Source organism: Psychrobacter sp. ENNN9_III (assembly GCF_001462175.1).
Taxonomy (GTDB): Bacteria; Pseudomonadota; Gammaproteobacteria; order Pseudomonadales; family Moraxellaceae; genus Psychrobacter.
The window spans coordinates 1-16,831 of sequence record NZ_LNUO01000177.1 but is presented as its reverse complement, the minus strand read 5'-3'; the positions used below and the strand labels follow the sequence as shown (position 1 = coordinate 16,831).

The following is a 16,831-nucleotide window of genomic DNA, read 5'->3' as shown; positions in this document are numbered from 1 at the left end:
GGCGGATAATTTTAAACCAACGCTCCAAGCTCTTTTTGTACTAATTTAAAAGTTTTAAATGTTCTTAACTAACCGTAGATAACGCTTCTTTTAGTTTATCTTCAAATTTATCTTTTATAAAATGTGCATACTCTATACTGATGTGTTCTGCATCGCGATACATTATTTTTCCAGAAAAAGTAGTTGGACATTTTTCAGCGGTACAGAACATATCTGACATATCAATACCTGTAATAATATCTTGATACTCTATAGTAGGATCAGTCGGCAATAAAGCGTCTGTCCGATCTATGACACAGGCATCTGTATCTGCTACATTCCTACTTCTATGTAAGCAGTCTGGTACATCAAAACTAAAGCGAGGATTGTCTCTTATACCAATCACATCTATTTCGTTATCAGAGATTACTTTCCAAGTATCAATATAAGATTGAGGGATAAACTCCTTTTGGTCTACCACCGTTCTAGTAGAGTTGGTGATAACAGCATAAGGTGCTATCTCTATAATTTTCTCAACCGCTTCTTCATTCCATTTATGGCAAGACTCGTTAGAATCTTCTACTACTCCTAACGGGCAACCCGCCTTTGTCATATTGATAACTTTGAAGTTATTATCTTTACCGATGGTGTCTAGTGCAGTGATCCATTGCACTGCATGAGACCCTCCTGCCAGTACTATCTCACGATCAGACGTCAAATCTCCAAAGTCGCAAGTAGTCACCTCCTCGCCATCCATAGATTGATTACAACCCGCAGCATAGGCAGCAGGGACTCTTTGCTTTATCGTAAGCAGACGTTCGCGATCTGGTTTGAAGCTTTCATCTTCTAAGTAAATTTTATCACCCGTAAATGGTTCAATAGATTTTTGTTCCAATTCTATCTTAGCATTTTCAGTAGTAGAGACGACTTCGTGTCTAAAGGCGAAAGCCGCTACCATCACAGGTAAGAAAAATAGAATTCCGATTGAAAAATTCACCAATACTTTTTCTCTTGGTATCCTTCTAAAAGGAGATTCTATTTTTTTGCTGGTAAAGTAAGCCAAAATCGTAGACACGATCATTATCATTAGCCCCTGTAAGAGACTGATAGATTCATAACCGAAGTATTGTTTATAAAATATCAAGATGGGCCAATGCCATAGATAGATAGTGAAGGATATCCCCCCTAAAAATACTAGGAATTTATTTGACAGTAAGTTGTTTACGACGCCTTTACCACCGACACCTGACATAATAATAAAAACTGCCCCAAGTACAGGAATTAAGGATACAGGGCCTGAAAAACTTGCGCCTCTGGGTATGAAGATTGCACCGCCAATAATCAGAGCAATACCCAAAATGCCTAAAATTTGTCTATATTTTATTTTTTTGGCATTGGAGATTAAAAGAAAGGAGAGTGAACCGAAGAAAAACTCCCAAATTCTAGACAGTGGGTTGAAATAACTCATTGCTGGATCGTCTTTGACCAGCATAGTAGCGTAGGCAAAGGACGCCAATATAATAATAATTATCCCCAAAAAAAGAGGCGCTGATGTTTGTCTTTTCTTCGCAAGATAGGCAAGAGGAATAAGAATCAGTGGAAAAACCACATAAAATTGCATTTGAATAGACAATGCCCAAAACTGCTGAACTGGGCTTGGCGGTCTACCAGTAGATAGATAATCGACAGAAAGCCTAATTAACTGTATGTTTTCAAGGTGCAAGGCACTGGCGATGATCTCGTGTAGTACCGTATATATAAGAACTGGAGATGAAATAAAGTAGCTGGCAACGAGTGTCGCTGCAAGTACAATATACGCTGATGGCGCGACTCTTTTTATGACGCCGCCCCAAAAAGGAAATGGGCTGGCCGTGCCATTTAAAAAATAACCTTTCAATACAATTGATGCCATCAAGAATCCGGAAACGACGAAAAATACATCAACCCCACCTGACACCTTATTGAACCAAATATGGAACACCATAATAATGATTGCACCTACGGCCCTCAGTCCTTGGATGTCGTTTCGATACTCATGGTGGGTGTACTTTTCAAACACGGATTCCTCCCTATATTCATATAAGCGATTATAAACAATAGCACAGAAATATTAAAAAGGAAGAGGTAACATAAAAGAGTCTAGATATACGGTATTATAACGTTGATATACGGTTCTGTAATAACGTGATAATAACCTTTATCGCTGTTTTGATCGTTGAAGAAGTATATGGAAGGCTGATTTGTTGACGTATTAAATTAACAAATTATAGATAGTAATTATTAATAAAAGTCAGTAACCACAAGGTATGCATAGAATTTCAAACAAAACATTGATTCATAAGGATTTTATTTACGGCTGCATTATAAGAAGAGCTTTAGAATGATGAAACAGTGCTGTCTTCGTAGTCGGTGCTATTTATATAAGCTGCTATATTTATATTAATACCAACTATAACAGCCAAGCTAATTTACAAACGTAACAGATTTTTGCCGATTTATATCGAAGAAAGTATAGAGAAATGACATACGCCTTACTCATGATCGCTGTTTATTGGGGAGACATATTACTACATCGACCAATCACGAATCTATTATAAATAGTAAAGCGCTATGCTAAGATTTATGGGGTTTTTATAAATAAAGATTTTATATCAAAGAGTTATCTGTCTCTTACCGTCAACTAGTACGAATTAAACCATACGAATAGCACCATCTAAACGGATGACTTCCCCATTTAAGTAGGCGTTGTCAATGATATGCAGGACCAGTTTGGCAAACTCATCAGGAGCGCCCAAACGTTTAGGATAAGGGACGCCCGCTTCTAACTGCTCACGCGCTTTTTCAGGGATGGTATCCATCATAGGGGTCGTAAATACTCCAGGCGCGACAGTCATGACGCGAATACCATGACGTGCCAGCTCACGTGCGAGTGGCAAAGTCAGACCGACCACGCCTGCTTTAGACGACGCATAACTTGCTTGGCCTACTTGCCCATCAAAAGCTGCAATAGAAGCAGTATTAACAATAACCCCATTATCAGCGTTCTTCTCTGCAGCGCTTTCTGTATCACTGTTATTTGCTATGCGCTTAGCAATGGAAGCTGCGACCAAACGCGCCACATTAAAAGAGCCAACGAGGTTAATATTAACCCCGCGACTAAAGGCATCAAGCTCCGCTGGATTGTTTTCGCGATCGAGCAGCTTTTGTACGACCGCAATACCTGCGCAGTTGATAGATCCTTGCAGACCGCCAAATTCTTTTTCAGCCTTATCAACAGCCGACTGTACCTCTTCGCCACTGGTGATATCACAGCGTACAAACCGTACATTGTCACCCAGTTCATCGACCAGCGCTTGTCCCGCCGACTCATTCAAATCAGCGATGACAGCTTTGCCGCCTTGAGCGACGATAGCGCGAACCACGGACTCACCCAATCCTGATGCACCACCAGTCACCAAAAAGCTGTGTTGTTGAATTTGCATGATTATTCCTTATTTATTTGAGATTTTGTATTTTTAGTTAAAATATTAGAAAGCTTTTAGTTAATATTATTAAAAATTTTGACAACTAAGTCTGTTCATTTAGCAGCTTATTCAGCAGTCAAACTTCGTAATAAAAAGCGCTGAATCTTACCGCTTGGCGTCTTTGGTAGTGCTGCAACAAATTCAATTTCTCGCGGATAAGCGTGGGTTGATAAGCGCTTACGTACCAAGTCTTTAATTTGCTGGGCAATCTCGTCACTGCCTTCGATGCCGTCTTTTAGCACCACATAAGACTTAATATTATGTCCGCGCACCTCATCAGGGACACCGACGGCGGCCGACTCAGCAACGGCCTCATGTTCTAATACAGTGTTTTCGACATCCGTTGGACCAACGCGATAACCTGCCGTCGTAATGATGTCATCATCACGCCCTGAGAACCAATAGCTGCCATCGCTATGACGCTCGACCACATCTCCTGTCAGATAATAATCTTCAAAGAAAGCCTGTTTTTCATTCCAGCTATAACCACGGAAATAAAACGCTGGCGATTGACTGACTACAACTGCTAGCTGACCTTGCTCGCCATCTGGCAATACTTGCATGTCATCATCTAATACGACAAGAGTATGTCCTGGCAGAGCCATACCCATTGAGCCGACTGGGCATTCATGGTCTAAGGCATGGTGCTCACAGCAGGTCATTCCAGTCTCTGTCTGCCCATATTGATCACAGACTTTGCAGCCTAGATGATTTTCAATCCAGCTTACTACTTCAGTATTCAAAGTTTCGCCTGCTGAATTGGCACAGCGTAATGATAATTTTGAAGGGTTGTTTTCAGAAATTTCCTCAAAGACACCGCTGGATTTCATCATGCGAAATGCCGTTGGTGAAGAGGCTAAATTGGTAATGTTATGACGTACTATAAAGTCGCGCGTATTGGTCGCATCAAAACCCGCTTCATTAAAATGAGTCGTGATACCTAATAATAGAGGTCCGGTAATTGCATAGTACAAACCATACGCCCAGCCTGGATCTGCCATATTCCAGTAGTTATCACTCTCGCGCAGATCAATGGCATAGCGCATATACAAATAAAAAGCTGGCAACGCGGCTAATGGAACACTAACACCTTTTGACTTGCCAACGGTACCTGAGGTAAACATCTGCAAAAATGACGCATCCGTATCTAACAAGACTGGTTCTATATCTTGCGACTGTGTTGCTATCATCTCGTTATAATTGTCGTCTCCCCAAGCCTTGCTATCGTCTGCCCTACCAATTAAGACCATTTTGGTTTGCTCGGCCAGATCTTCGAACTTGCTACGATTTTCTTGATTAGTGTAAACTACTTTAGTGTTAGCTTTGTCCATGCGGTACTTGATTGAATCATAGCCAAAAGCGGTAAATAAAGGCTGGTATATCGCACCTAATCGCCAAGTTGCCAACACAATGACTAATAACTCAGGGGTACGCGGTAGCATGGTCGCCACTTGGTCGCCAACTTGTACGCCGTAGGATTTTAATAAATTGGCCACTTGCGCACTTGCTTTATCAAGCTCTGCAAAAGTCATACGCGTTACATTACCAGCGGTATCTTCATGCACTAAGGCTAGATTATCGCCGCGGCCGTCACGCACATGACGACCGCAGCAGGCCATATAAGCATTAAGTCTATCGTTCAGATGCTCGCCAAAGATTTCTGTTAACAAAGCATCCATATTAAAATTATTATAATAGTCACTATAGCTTGTTAAAGCCTTTGAATCGACGTTTCGAGATGAATTGGTATTTGAAGATGAGATAGTCATGAGCTAATCCTTTAGCAGTAGAAAATATCGAACAACTGACAAAGACTGGTCGATGTTGGTTTTAATAGTTTGGGTTTAAAAGCAGAGCGGTTACATCCTATAAACCGTATGGCATACTAATATTTAAGTCAATCTATTAGTAACGCATTTATATATTTATTTCAATACATAACGTATCATTTTTACGTTTAAATGCAAATCATCTCATAGACATACCTTTATTCTAATGCGCTTAAAAAACCAAGCAACGCTTTTTCTTCACAGCGTTGATGGTCATTGGTGCGTCCACGACGTGCTTGTTTGTAAGGCGCAAAAAACTCCCCTGCTAAGAACTTCTCAATAATAATGGGATGAATGTAAGAGGCTCGGCATACGGCAGGTGTATTACCCAGCTCATCTGCTACATTTTTGACCATATCCGTAATGAGCTGTTGGCGCTCGTCGCTCTCGGGCGCACTTGCCAGTATCTCCTGACCTACTGACGTTTGCAGCTCATCATAGAGGTAGCTTGCCGCTAGCACGCTTGCCATCCATGTACGAAAGTCCTTTGCGCTATACATCTTGCTTTCACAATCGTTGCCGCAAGTGTGCGTGCGCAAATAGTCATTGATATCGGCACTATCGACCACTTGCTTATCGCCATTGTCATCCAAATATTTAAAAATCTGATAACCGGGCAACTCACTACATGTCTGCACAATGTCAATTAAACGCTCGTCCTGCAATTCAATATGATGCTCTTTGGCGCTTTTACCGACAAAGTCAAACGCCAGTCCGTTGTCTGTTTCGCTCACGTGCTTACTGCGTAAAGTACTGAGACCATAGCTTTTATTAAGCTTAGCATAGCGGCTGTTACCAATACGAATCAAAGTAGTCTCAAGTAGTTTAACAACTGCAGCCAATACATTCTCCCGAGATAATGACTCAGCTTCCAAATCTTTTTCGACCTGCGCGCGTAAGTTTGGTAGTGCTTTAGCAAAACCTACCATGGCATCAAACTTAGCCTGATCGCGGATATGGTTCCATGATGGATGATAGAGGTACTGCTTACGTGCTTTGTCATCGCGTCCCGTTGACTGCAAATGGCCTTTGTCATCTTGGCATATCCAAACCTCTGACCACATTGGTGGTATCACTAAATCATTGAACCGCTTACGCAACGCCTTGTCTTTCACAGTCTTGCCAGTCGCATCACGATAGGTAAACCCGCGCCCCCAACGTCTACGTGTAAACCCTGGTTCATCGTCGCTGACATAACGCAGATTGGCGCGCTGTGCTAAACGCTCATAATCATGACGCGTATCTTCTATAATCGCTTGCTGGTTTGCCTTTACCATAAAACAGTACGCCTCTTAAAAGTGGTTGGTTTAGCATAATTAACTGACGTTATTTTTGCTGTTTACTTGCCACGGATAAAGTGTAATGCTGTGTAAAAAATAGCTTATTAGGCACTCACAAAAAACGCCAAGCATTTAATACTTGGCGTTCATTTTTCTGATGCGTATCTAAAAAACCACTATTTACCATAAACACATAAATAAGCCGTTTCTACTTCAACTTTGACATTAAATTTCTTATTGGCTTCAATAGTAAACTGCTCGCCTGCATTAAAGGTTTGCCACTCATTACTTTCTGGCAACTTAACCGTCAATGCCCCACTAACGACTGTCATGGTTTCAAATTCGCTAGTTCCAAATTCGTACTCACCAATGCTCATGACACCGACAGTAGCTGGCTTGGTCGCCGTCTGAAAAGCAATAGAAGTCACTTTATCATCAAAATAATTATTAACGCTTGGCATAACTTTTCCTTAAGTAATTTTTGTATTGTTATAGTCGATTCTAAATAAAATTTATCCCAGTCCCACTGTATCGTCTTTATACTGAACTCACTATACCCATATATCAACTTTATGGACTGCTGTAGGCTGTGGCTTTAAAAATATTGAAGAATAAAGAGTAGAAATTTATTCTTCAAAACACTTCTACAGTCCAGCTTTTAGGCTCGCTTCGATAAATTGATCGAGGTCACCATCTAGCACCGCGCCGGTGTTAAAGGTCTCAACACCCGTACGTAAGTCCTTAATGCGTGAGTCATCGAGTACATAAGAGCGGATTTGACTGCCCCACCCGACGTCGGATTTGTTATCTTCGACCGCTTGCTGGCTTTCCATACGTTTTTGCATCTCAAGCTCATAAAGCTTAGCACGTAGCATTTTCATCGCAGTGGCTTTGTTACCGTGCTGGCTACGCTCATTCTGACAAGTGACTACTACTCCACTTGGCTCATGGGTAATACGCACCGCAGAGTCCGTGGTGTTGACGTGCTGACCGCCCGCGCCCGATGAGCGATAAGTATCGATACGCAAGTCTGCTGGGTTGATATCAATCTCGACATTATCATCAATTTCAGGCGAGACAAAAACGGCCGCAAATGAGGTATGACGACCGTTATTGCTATCAAATGGTGACTTACGGACTAAGCGATGCACGCCAATTTCGGTACGTAACCAGCCAAACGCATAGTCACCTTTAATCTCAATCGTAGCTGACTTGATACCAGCGACGCTACCAGAAGACACCTCAATGACGTCAACTTTAAAGCCATGCGCCTCTGCCCAGCGCGTGTACATACGCAGTAGCATCTCGGCCCAATCTTGCGCTTCGGTGCCGCCGCTGCCCGATTGGATATCCAAGTAGCAGTTGTTTGGATCCATCTCACCACTAAACATGCGACGGAACTCTAAGTCAGCAACGCGCTTCTCCGCATCGTCGAGCTCGGCTTGTACATCAGCAAGCAATGATTCGTCTTCTGCTTCTACCGCCAGTTCCAGCATGGCAGATGCATCTTCTAAGGTAGTCTCAAGTGAGACCACAACATCGATGACGCCATCAAGCTGGCTTTTTTCTTTATTAATCTTGGTTGCACGCTCTGGATCATTCCATAGCTCAGGGTTTTCTAGTTCTAAATTGACTTCTTCTAAGCGTTCTTGCTTACCATCGAAGTCAAAGATACCTCCGCAAGTCCTGCCCACGCTCAGATAAATCTTTGATTTTTTCTTGATACGGATTGATTTCCATAGGTTTTCCTGTTTCGTTAATCTTATACGGATTGATTTCCATAGGTTTTCCTGTTTCGTTAATCTTAAATAAAAAGAGTATAAACATTATAACGTCGTGTCACTGGTATAAACTTTACTTGCTTGCTGTGTCTACGCTGACAGAGGCTGCGCAAAATTTATCCCAGTAACACTGTATTTATTTTATAGTGGATTGATTATATCTCACTAATATGGCGCTATATTAAACGAGATTGGGATACCATGTCTGGCTAATTATTACTGCCTTTGTATTAAACAGCGTTTATATTAAGAAGTTTTAAGCAGCCTAAATTGACCAATCTTCTACTGCCCAGCGATGGGCCAGCGCATGCGCATGCAGCGCGTCATCAGGAGACACGCACACTGCGACGTTCGCCCATTCTAGCAGCGGGATATCATTTTTAGAATCTGAATACGCGTAAGTTTTCTCAAACTTAACCCCTGCTATTTGCTGCTTATCAAGCCATTTATCAAGATGATAAATCTTGCCCGCTTGGAAGTTTGGCTTATCAGTCAATTTGCCAGTATAGCGTTCGTCTTTGATTTCGAGCGGTGTGGCAAGCACATTGGCATCCGTAATGCCAAACCGCTCAGCAATGGCAGACACCACAAAATCATTGGTCGCAGAAATAATTACAACATCGTGACCTTGCTCAATGTGCTGACACAGTACTTCCATCGCTTTTGGACGGATATGAGGCTCGATTTCACTTTTAATATAATCTTCTCGCAATTCGTGCAGTCTATCCATTGGCAAGCTACTTAAAAACTGCGCGACAAATTCATTATACTCTGTCGCATCAAGCGTACCTTCAATATAGTCTTGATAAAATTTTTGATTGGCAGTGCGATATTCAGCTTCATCGACAAGGTCGTGTTTGACGATATATTCGCCCCATAAATAGTCGCTATCGACGTCGAGCAAAGTGTGGTCTAAGTCGAACAACGCTAAAGTGCGCGCGACAGGAACGGTGTCGTCAGTTTTGGTACTCATATTAAAGAACTCATGAAAGTAGATGTTGGTTAGGACGTTTTGATATCGTTAAATTGGTTGATATAGCAAATACCAAATAAAATGGATACGTTGGGTTATGACGTGCGATTATTCTGGCTGCTCAATCTCTTTTAGACCAGTTTTAAACTTTTGACAACGTGCTGCATAATGCATAGCAGACTCTTTTATCATAGCCGCTTGCTCATCAGTCAAAGTTTTGACCACTTTTGCTGGTGCGCCCATAACTAATGAATTATCTGGAATCTGTTTGCCCTCAGTGACCAAAGCCTTTGCACCGATAATGCAATTTTTGCCAATTTTGGCATTATTTAAAATAACGGCGCCGATGCCAATCAGACTATTATCATCCACTTCGCAGCCATGTAGCATGGCTAAATGACCGATAGTAACATAATTGCCAATTTTGACTTCAATACCTTCATCGGTATGGATAACGCTATTCTCCTGCACATTACTATAATCACCAATATGAATGCGCTCGTTATCACCGCGAATGACCGCCCCAAACCAAATACTGGCTTGATGACCTAAGTAAACGTCACCGATAACGCGTGCTGAATCTGCAACCCAACCGTTGAATGGAACAGCAAACTCAGGGGTTTTGTCTAAATACTGATAAATCATAACGAATCCTTGTTTTAGTTGTACGTGTTGACTTTATTGTTTAGTAGATATAATTAAGTGCCGTCCATTGTGGCAAAGCTATGTCGTAAAATCCAGCCGTTTTGATAGGAGTCTTATAGTTATATTAACTTCAAGTAGTCAGTTAGATGTCTTAAAGCTTAGGCTATTCTTAGTTTTTAGAGTGATCAGTTGCAACTATCATTTAACAAGTGATTATTAACCTTGCTAATCGGCTAGCTATATTGGCATATATTGTATATAATGCGCAAAATCTGTGCCTAAGCGAGCGGACATGATGCAAGTTACCTATTCACTACCTAGTGAGTTTTGTAGTTTTCATCAATAATGTCTTCTCGCTTTTTTGTGGAAAATTTTTGACTTTAGCCCTTTTTTATTCTGGTTTTGACGGCAGTTATAACAGTATAAAAAGCGACTATGAGCCAATATTTGAACCAACATATTATTATGGCACTCACAAATAATAGCGGAGGCAACCCTTGAATTCATCGGCAGAAATACAAGCAATTTTGGCACTAGCAGACGGTACGATTTTTCGCGGTGTTAGTATCGGTAGTCTCGGTCATCGTGTCGGTGAGGTGGTCTTTAATACAGCCATGACAGGGTATCAAGAAATCTTAACCGACCCAAGCTACGCCCGTCAGCTGGTCACCCTCACCTACCCACATATTGGCAATACTGGTACCAACGCTGAAGATATCGAGTCTGGTAATGGTCATCAAGTATGGGCGGATGGCCTGATCATCCGTGACGCTACCATGGCAACATCCAACTTCCGCAACTCCCAATCATTAAGTGATTATCTACAGAGCCATGATACCGTCGCCATCGCTGACATTGATACGCGCCAGTTGACTCGCCTATTACGTGATAAAGGCGCGCAAAACGGTTGTATCATGACTGCCTCTAACGGCGCAACGATTAGCACTGACGACGAACAACAAGCTATTAAACTGGCACAAGAATTTGCTGGTATTGAAGGCATGGACTTGGCAAAAGAATGCTGTACGCCAACGACGTTTGAGTGGACAGCGGGCAGCTGGGATTTGTCAGATACTCTACTCAACCGTGATGTACCCGGTAGCCATGATAGCGGTACAGGCGGCTTCTTTAAGCAGTTAGGTAAACATGTCGACACAACATATAATGTTGTCGCCTACGACTTCGGTAGTAAAACCAACATTCTACGTATGCTGGTCGACCGCGGCTGTCATGTGACGGTCGTGCCAGCACAAACGCCGATCAAAGACGTGCTAGCGATGAATCCAGACGGTATATTCTTATCTAATGGTCCTGGCGATCCTGCGGCTTGTGACTACGCTATCGACGCGGTACGTTACATCATTGAAGAGACAGATATTCCAACCTTTGGTATCTGCTTAGGCCATCAGCTGATCGGTCTTGCCAGCGGTGCAAGCACTATTAAGATGAAAACTGGACATCACGGTGCCAACCATCCGGTGCAGGACCTAGCAGCTGGGACGGTTATGATTACCAGCCAAAACCATGGTTTTGCGATTGATGAAGACACGCTGCCTGACAACGTTAAATCAACGCATCGCTCACTATTTGATGGCACTAACCAAGGGATTGAGCTGACCAATAAGTCTGTCTTTAGCTTTCAAGGTCACCCAGAAGCCAGCCCCGGCCCGCATGATGCTGCGCCACTATTTGATAAATTTGCAGATATGATGGCAGCTGCTAAGACGGCTAAAGCTTAAAGTCTTGACAACCAGTCATTAACCATAAGTAGATGGTCAACTGTCGAACAATAAATATAACGCTTGAAACACTAATAGCGGTTTAAGCGTTATCATACAAAACATGATAAGCCCTATAAAAGTATAGATTCACTAAAATATCATTTAAACGAAGGTAGCCCTAACTATGCCAAAACGTACCGACATAAAAAGCATTCTTATCATTGGCGCAGGCCCTATCGTCATCGGCCAAGCATGTGAGTTTGACTACTCAGGCGCACAGGCGTGTAAAGCACTAAAAGAAGAAGGCTACCGCGTCATCTTGGTCAACTCAAACCCTGCCACCATCATGACTGACCCTGTGATGGCTGATGCAACCTATATCGAGCCGATTACTTGGCAGACGGTCGAGCAAATCATTGCCAAAGAGCGCCCTGACGCTATTTTGCCAACGATGGGCGGACAGACGGCGCTAAACTGCGCCCTAGAATTAGACAAACACGGCGTATTGACCAAATACAATTGTGAGCTGATTGGCGCGACCAAAGACTCGATTGAAATGGCAGAAGACCGCGAACTATTTGACCAAGCCATGAAGCGTATTGGCCTTGAATGTCCGCGCGCTGAGACTGCTGAAACCATGGAAGAAGCCTTTGCGACCCAAGAAAAAATGGGCTATCCGTGTATCATTCGCCCGTCATTTACCATGGGCGGCTCAGGCGGCGGTATCGCCTATAACCGCGATGAGTTTATCGAAATCTGTGAGCGTGGTTTTGATTTATCACCCAACCATCAATTGCTTATCGATGAATCGTTAATCGGTTGGAAAGAATATGAGATGGAAGTGGTTCGTGACAAAAACGACAACTGCATCATCATTTGTGCCATCGAGAACTTTGACCCAATGGGCGTCCATACTGGCGACTCTATCACCGTTGCACCAGCACAAACTTTGACCGATAAAGAATACCAAATCATGCGTAATGCCTCGCTCGCGGTATTGCGTGAAATCGGTGTGGAAACTGGTGGCTCAAACGTGCAGTTCGGTATCAATCCAAATACTGGCCGTATGGTCGTCATCGAAATGAATCCACGTGTATCACGCTCATCGGCACTGGCATCAAAAGCTACTGGCTTCCCGATAGCCAAAATTGCTGCAAAGTTAGCCATTGGTTATACGCTAGATGAGTTGCAAAATGACATCACAGGTGGCAAAACGCCAGCCAGCTTTGAGCCAGCGCTTGATTATGTCGTCACCAAGATACCGAGATTCAACTTCGAAAAATTCCCACAAGCGGACAACATTCTATCGACGCAAATGAAATCGGTCGGTGAAGTGATGGCTATTGGCCGTAACTTTCAAGAATCGATGCAAAAAGCCCTGCGCGGCATGGAGACAGGCACTGACGGTTTTGATGAGCAAATCGATCTGGCAAAAGTAAGTATTGAAAAAGCACGTAGCGAAATCATCAACCGTCTAACCGTCCCAACGCCTGAACGTATTTATTATATTGCCGATGCATTTCGCGTGGGTATGAGTGTCGATGACGTCTTTAATTACACCAAAATTGATCCATGGTTTTTGGTACAAATCGAAGATATCGTCAAGACCGAAGCTCAAGTTAAAACTTTAGGCTTTGGCGGCTTAACTGAACAAAACATGCGCAGCTTTAAGCGCAAAGGCCTATCAGACCTGCGTTTGGCAAAACTTCTCGGCTTGTCGCAAAAACAGCTACGTAAAAAACGTTGGGATTTAGGCGTTTATCCTGTTTATAAGCGTGTCGATACTTGTGCGGCTGAATTTGCCACTAGCACTGCTTACATGTATTCAACTTATGATAGCGAATGCGAAGCCAACCCAACTGATAAGAAAAAAATCATGGTGATCGGCGGCGGTCCTAACCGTATCGGCCAAGGTATCGAATTTGACTATTGCTGTGTACATGCTGCCCTTGCCATGCGCGAAGATGGCTTTGAAACCATCATGGTCAACTGTAACCCAGAAACGGTTTCAACCGATTATGATACCTCAGACCGCCTTTATTTTGAGCCCATCACACTAGAAGATGTACTTGAGATCGTCCGTATCGAAAATCCAGACGGCGTGATTGTACAATTCGGCGGTCAAACCCCATTGAAGCTTGCGCGCGCATTAGAATCTGCTGGCGTAAAAATCATCGGTACCAGTCCTGATGCCATTGACCGCGCTGAAGACCGTGAGCGCTTCCAGCATATGATTCAACAGCTTAACCTAGTCCAGCCATCAAATGCCCTAGCAACCAGTTTAGAAGATGGCTTGGTTAAAGCAAAAGACGTGGGTTACCCACTGGTTGTACGTCCGTCATATGTCCTAGGTGGCCGCGCGATGGAAATCGTTTATAACGAAGACGAGCTAAGACACTACTTGCGCACTGCCGTACAAGCATCAAATGAAGCGCCAGTCCTGTTAGATCGCTTCTTAGATGATGCCATCGAAGTCGATGTGGACTGCGTTTGTGATGGTAATGACGTCGTGATTGGCGGTATCATGCAGCATATCGAGCAGGCTGGTGTGCACTCTGGTGACTCGGCTTGTTCATTGCCACCTTACTCGCTTTCTAATGAGCTATGTGATGTCATGCGCGCGCAAACGGTGGCAATGGCAAAAGAGCTTGGCGTAGTCGGTCTGATGAACGTACAGTTTGCAGTAAAAGGCGACACCGTTTATATCCTTGAGGTCAACCCACGTGCCGCTCGTACCGTGCCGTTTGTCTCTAAGTGTATCGGTACGTCATTGGCGCAAGTGGCAGCGCGCTGTATGGCTGGCACTTCACTTAAGGATCAAGGCTTTACTAAAGAGATTGTCCCTGCATTCTACGCAGTAAAAGAAGCCGTATTCCCATTTGCCAAATTTCCTGGTGTCGACCCAATCTTGAGTCCTGAAATGAAATCAACGGGTGAGGTTATGGGTGTGGGCAAAACCTTTGGTGAAGCGTTCTATAAGGCTATTATCGGTAGTAACGAGCGCTTGCCAGGCCTACCAACCGAAGGCGAAACCAAGACGGTATTTATCTCGGTACGTGATAGCGATAAAGAACAAGTCACCCCTATCGCTCGCCAGTTGGCTGATTTTGGCTTTAACATTGTTGCGACCACTGGTACGCAAAAAATACTGAGCGACGCTGGTATTGAATGTAAGCAAATCAATAAAGTCACCGAAGGCCGTCCACACATTGTTGATGCCTTGAAAAACGGCAAAATTGACCTTATTATTAATACCACCGAAGGCAAGCAGGCGCAGGAAGATTCATTCTCTATTCGCCGTAGTGCGCTACAAGGTAAAGTATTTTATGTCACTACCTTAGGTGCAGCAGATGCCGTCTGTAAATCTTATGCCATTGACTTGCCATTTGATGTGTATAAGTTACAAGACCTGCATGAGCAAGCAAAGGTGGTTGACGCGACTGAATAAATTCAGTAGATTAACTATATTCGTAACCTTAATAGCATAACTTTTTAAAAAGCATAGTAGCTTAACTGCGACTATGCTTTTTATCACGTAAGCTTACTGTAAGATGCTAAATCAATTGTTAGATCATTAAATTTTTAAGATTAAACAGCACAAACATCACCTTTTTTATATTTCACACTCATTGCGATAACACCGACACCATCTCATTATGAGGTGGTGTGATGTTATTGGTTTAAGGAAAAAAACATGCAACGTTACCCTATGACTCCACAAGGACATGCTGCTTTAGAAGCCGAATTAAAACAGCTCAAAAGTGTCGACCGTCCCCGTATTACTGCTTCTATCGCTGAAGCTCGCGAGCACGGCGACTTGAAGGAAAACGCTGAATACCATGCTGCACGAGAGCAGCAAGGATTTTGTGAAGCACGTATTCGCGATATCGAAGCCAAGCTTGGCGGGGCACAAGTCATTGATCCTACTACCTTAAAACAAGAAGGTCGTGTGGTGTTTGGTGTAACTGTTGTCATCGAAAATATGGACACTGAAGAAGAGAAACGTTATAAGATCGTCGGCGATGACGAAGCTGATTTTAAAGCAGGTAAAATCTCTGTCAACTCACCGATTGCTCGTGGCTTGATCGGTAAGTTTGAAGGCGATGAGGCACGCATCGAAACACCAAAAGGTGTGGTTGAATATGAAGTGATGGAAGTTATTTATAACTAGTGCTAATGCTAGTAACGTCAGATACTGGTTTTTAGTTACTGGTTATAATAATCTTTGATAACTGCTTAACGTTTATCAATTACACAATTGTTCTTTATTATTAGAGCTTTTTGAGTGCATAATTGTTAAGACTTATTTTAGTAGGACTTGTAAAAATCAACAGCTAGGCAGTTATATTGTCGGTTGTTGTTTTTCCCTTGCCCTTGTGAGCTGACATACTCCCTATCGTCAGCTTACAAGGGTTTTTACATCTTTGTCACTTATATTTGTCACTTATATTAGTTTGACTTATTATTCATTGAAAGGACTCACGTTATGATAGCTAGCCTTGTCGCCACAAACAGATGTAATAACACCAAACCGATATATATCAGCATTGCTCTTGTTAGCTTTTTGCTCGCTACTTCTACTGCGAACGCTGCACCCGAGGTGGCTATTAGCCATCCTGACAATGGCACTACTACCGTAGTTGAACATTATACCGATGGTAAAATAGCTACTATTACTGCGACACCGCATGGTATTACTATGCAAGATGGCATACCATTTTCGACCACTAATATCTCTACGATACCACGTTATACTATTCAGCAAGGGACCATCAATTCTGGCAATAAGCGTCAAAGTACGACGACCATCACTACTGTGCCAGTGAATACCATACCAGTGACCAAACAAGTGACTCAAGCAGGTGTCCTGACGACTCCTGTAAATACGATAGCACAAGTATTGCCCATCACTCATAATAATGAGATACCTGTTATCGCTCAGACAACCATCACTCAGTCAGCTAATGATCAGATTGTTATTGGTCAACCTGCTAGCAATCAATTGTTAACGACGACTTTAGATAATTTACAGTTAACCCCAACGTTTACTACACCTGGCATCGTTGATGCCAAAACCAAAATTATGAAAATTTTAAAAA

At 42.8% G+C, this 16,831-nt stretch carries 11 protein-coding genes and 1 pseudogene; 4 read left to right on the top strand and 8 right to left on the bottom strand.

Going from position 1 to position 16,831, the window contains the following annotated elements; genetic code table 11:
• Nucleotides 1–64 precede the first annotated feature (64 nt).
• From PENNN9_RS10960 to PENNN9_RS10925, 8 genes are all read right to left on the bottom strand, one after another.
• Nucleotides 65–2,038, bottom strand: coding sequence for an acyltransferase family protein (locus PENNN9_RS10960; RefSeq protein WP_058369717.1), 1,974 nt, complete (start codon nucleotides 2,036–2,038; stop codon nucleotides 65–67).
• A gap of 631 nt (nucleotides 2,039–2,669) precedes the next feature.
• On the bottom strand, nucleotides 2,670–3,461 hold the full coding sequence (locus tag PENNN9_RS10955) for an SDR family NAD(P)-dependent oxidoreductase (RefSeq protein ID WP_058369716.1): 792 nt from the start codon (nucleotides 3,459–3,461) through the stop codon (nucleotides 2,670–2,672).
• A 107-nt stretch (nucleotides 3,462–3,568) separates the two neighbouring features.
• Entirely contained in the window at nucleotides 3,569–5,272 is a 1,704-nt protein-coding gene (locus tag PENNN9_RS10950) for an AMP-binding protein (RefSeq protein ID WP_058369715.1), read from the bottom strand.
• A 218-nt stretch (nucleotides 5,273–5,490) separates the two neighbouring features.
• Complete coding sequence (locus PENNN9_RS10945; protein ID WP_058369714.1) at nucleotides 5,491–6,609, bottom strand: DNA topoisomerase IB; 1,119 nt, start codon at nucleotides 6,607–6,609, stop codon at nucleotides 5,491–5,493.
• Nucleotides 6,610–6,788: 179 nt separating this feature from the next.
• Nucleotides 6,789–7,073 (bottom strand): pyrimidine/purine nucleoside phosphorylase, encoded by a 285-nt coding sequence (locus tag PENNN9_RS10940; protein WP_058369713.1) that lies wholly within the window; start codon nucleotides 7,071–7,073, stop codon nucleotides 6,789–6,791.
• A gap of 183 nt (nucleotides 7,074–7,256) precedes the next feature.
• A protein-coding gene (gene prfB, locus PENNN9_RS10935; RefSeq protein ID WP_143505748.1) for a peptide chain release factor 2 occupies nucleotides 7,257–8,352 on the bottom strand; the annotation gives its coding sequence in 2 pieces (ribosomal slippage) (nucleotides 7,257–8,279 and nucleotides 8,281–8,352; 1,095 coding nt in all).
• A gap of 306 nt (nucleotides 8,353–8,658) precedes the next feature.
• Nucleotides 8,659–9,366 (bottom strand): HAD family hydrolase, encoded by a 708-nt coding sequence (locus tag PENNN9_RS10930; protein WP_058369711.1) that lies wholly within the window; start codon nucleotides 9,364–9,366, stop codon nucleotides 8,659–8,661.
• A gap of 108 nt (nucleotides 9,367–9,474) precedes the next feature.
• Nucleotides 9,475–10,011 (bottom strand): gamma carbonic anhydrase family protein, encoded by a 537-nt coding sequence (locus tag PENNN9_RS10925; protein ID WP_058369710.1) that lies wholly within the window; start codon nucleotides 10,009–10,011, stop codon nucleotides 9,475–9,477.
• A 497-nt stretch (nucleotides 10,012–10,508) separates the two neighbouring features.
• Here PENNN9_RS10925 and carA point away from each other — a divergent pair, with 497 nt between their 5' ends.
• The 4 genes and pseudogenes from carA to PENNN9_RS10905 form a co-directional block, all read left to right on the top strand.
• Nucleotides 10,509–11,750 (top strand): glutamine-hydrolyzing carbamoyl-phosphate synthase small subunit, encoded by a 1,242-nt coding sequence (gene carA / locus PENNN9_RS10920; RefSeq protein ID WP_058369709.1) that lies wholly within the window; start codon nucleotides 10,509–10,511, stop codon nucleotides 11,748–11,750.
• Between the two features lie 166 nt (nucleotides 11,751–11,916).
• The gene (gene carB / locus PENNN9_RS10915; protein ID WP_058369708.1) at nucleotides 11,917–15,180 is read left to right on the top strand and encodes a carbamoyl-phosphate synthase large subunit; all 3,264 of its coding nucleotides are present in this window, start codon (nucleotides 11,917–11,919) and stop codon (nucleotides 15,178–15,180) included.
• Between the two features lie 246 nt (nucleotides 15,181–15,426).
• Entirely contained in the window at nucleotides 15,427–15,903 is a 477-nt protein-coding gene (gene greA, locus PENNN9_RS10910) for a transcription elongation factor GreA (RefSeq protein ID WP_058369707.1), read from the top strand.
• Nucleotides 15,904–16,218: 315 nt separating this feature from the next.
• A pseudogene (locus tag PENNN9_RS10905) lies at nucleotides 16,219–16,831 on the top strand (hypothetical protein); the annotation flags it as partial.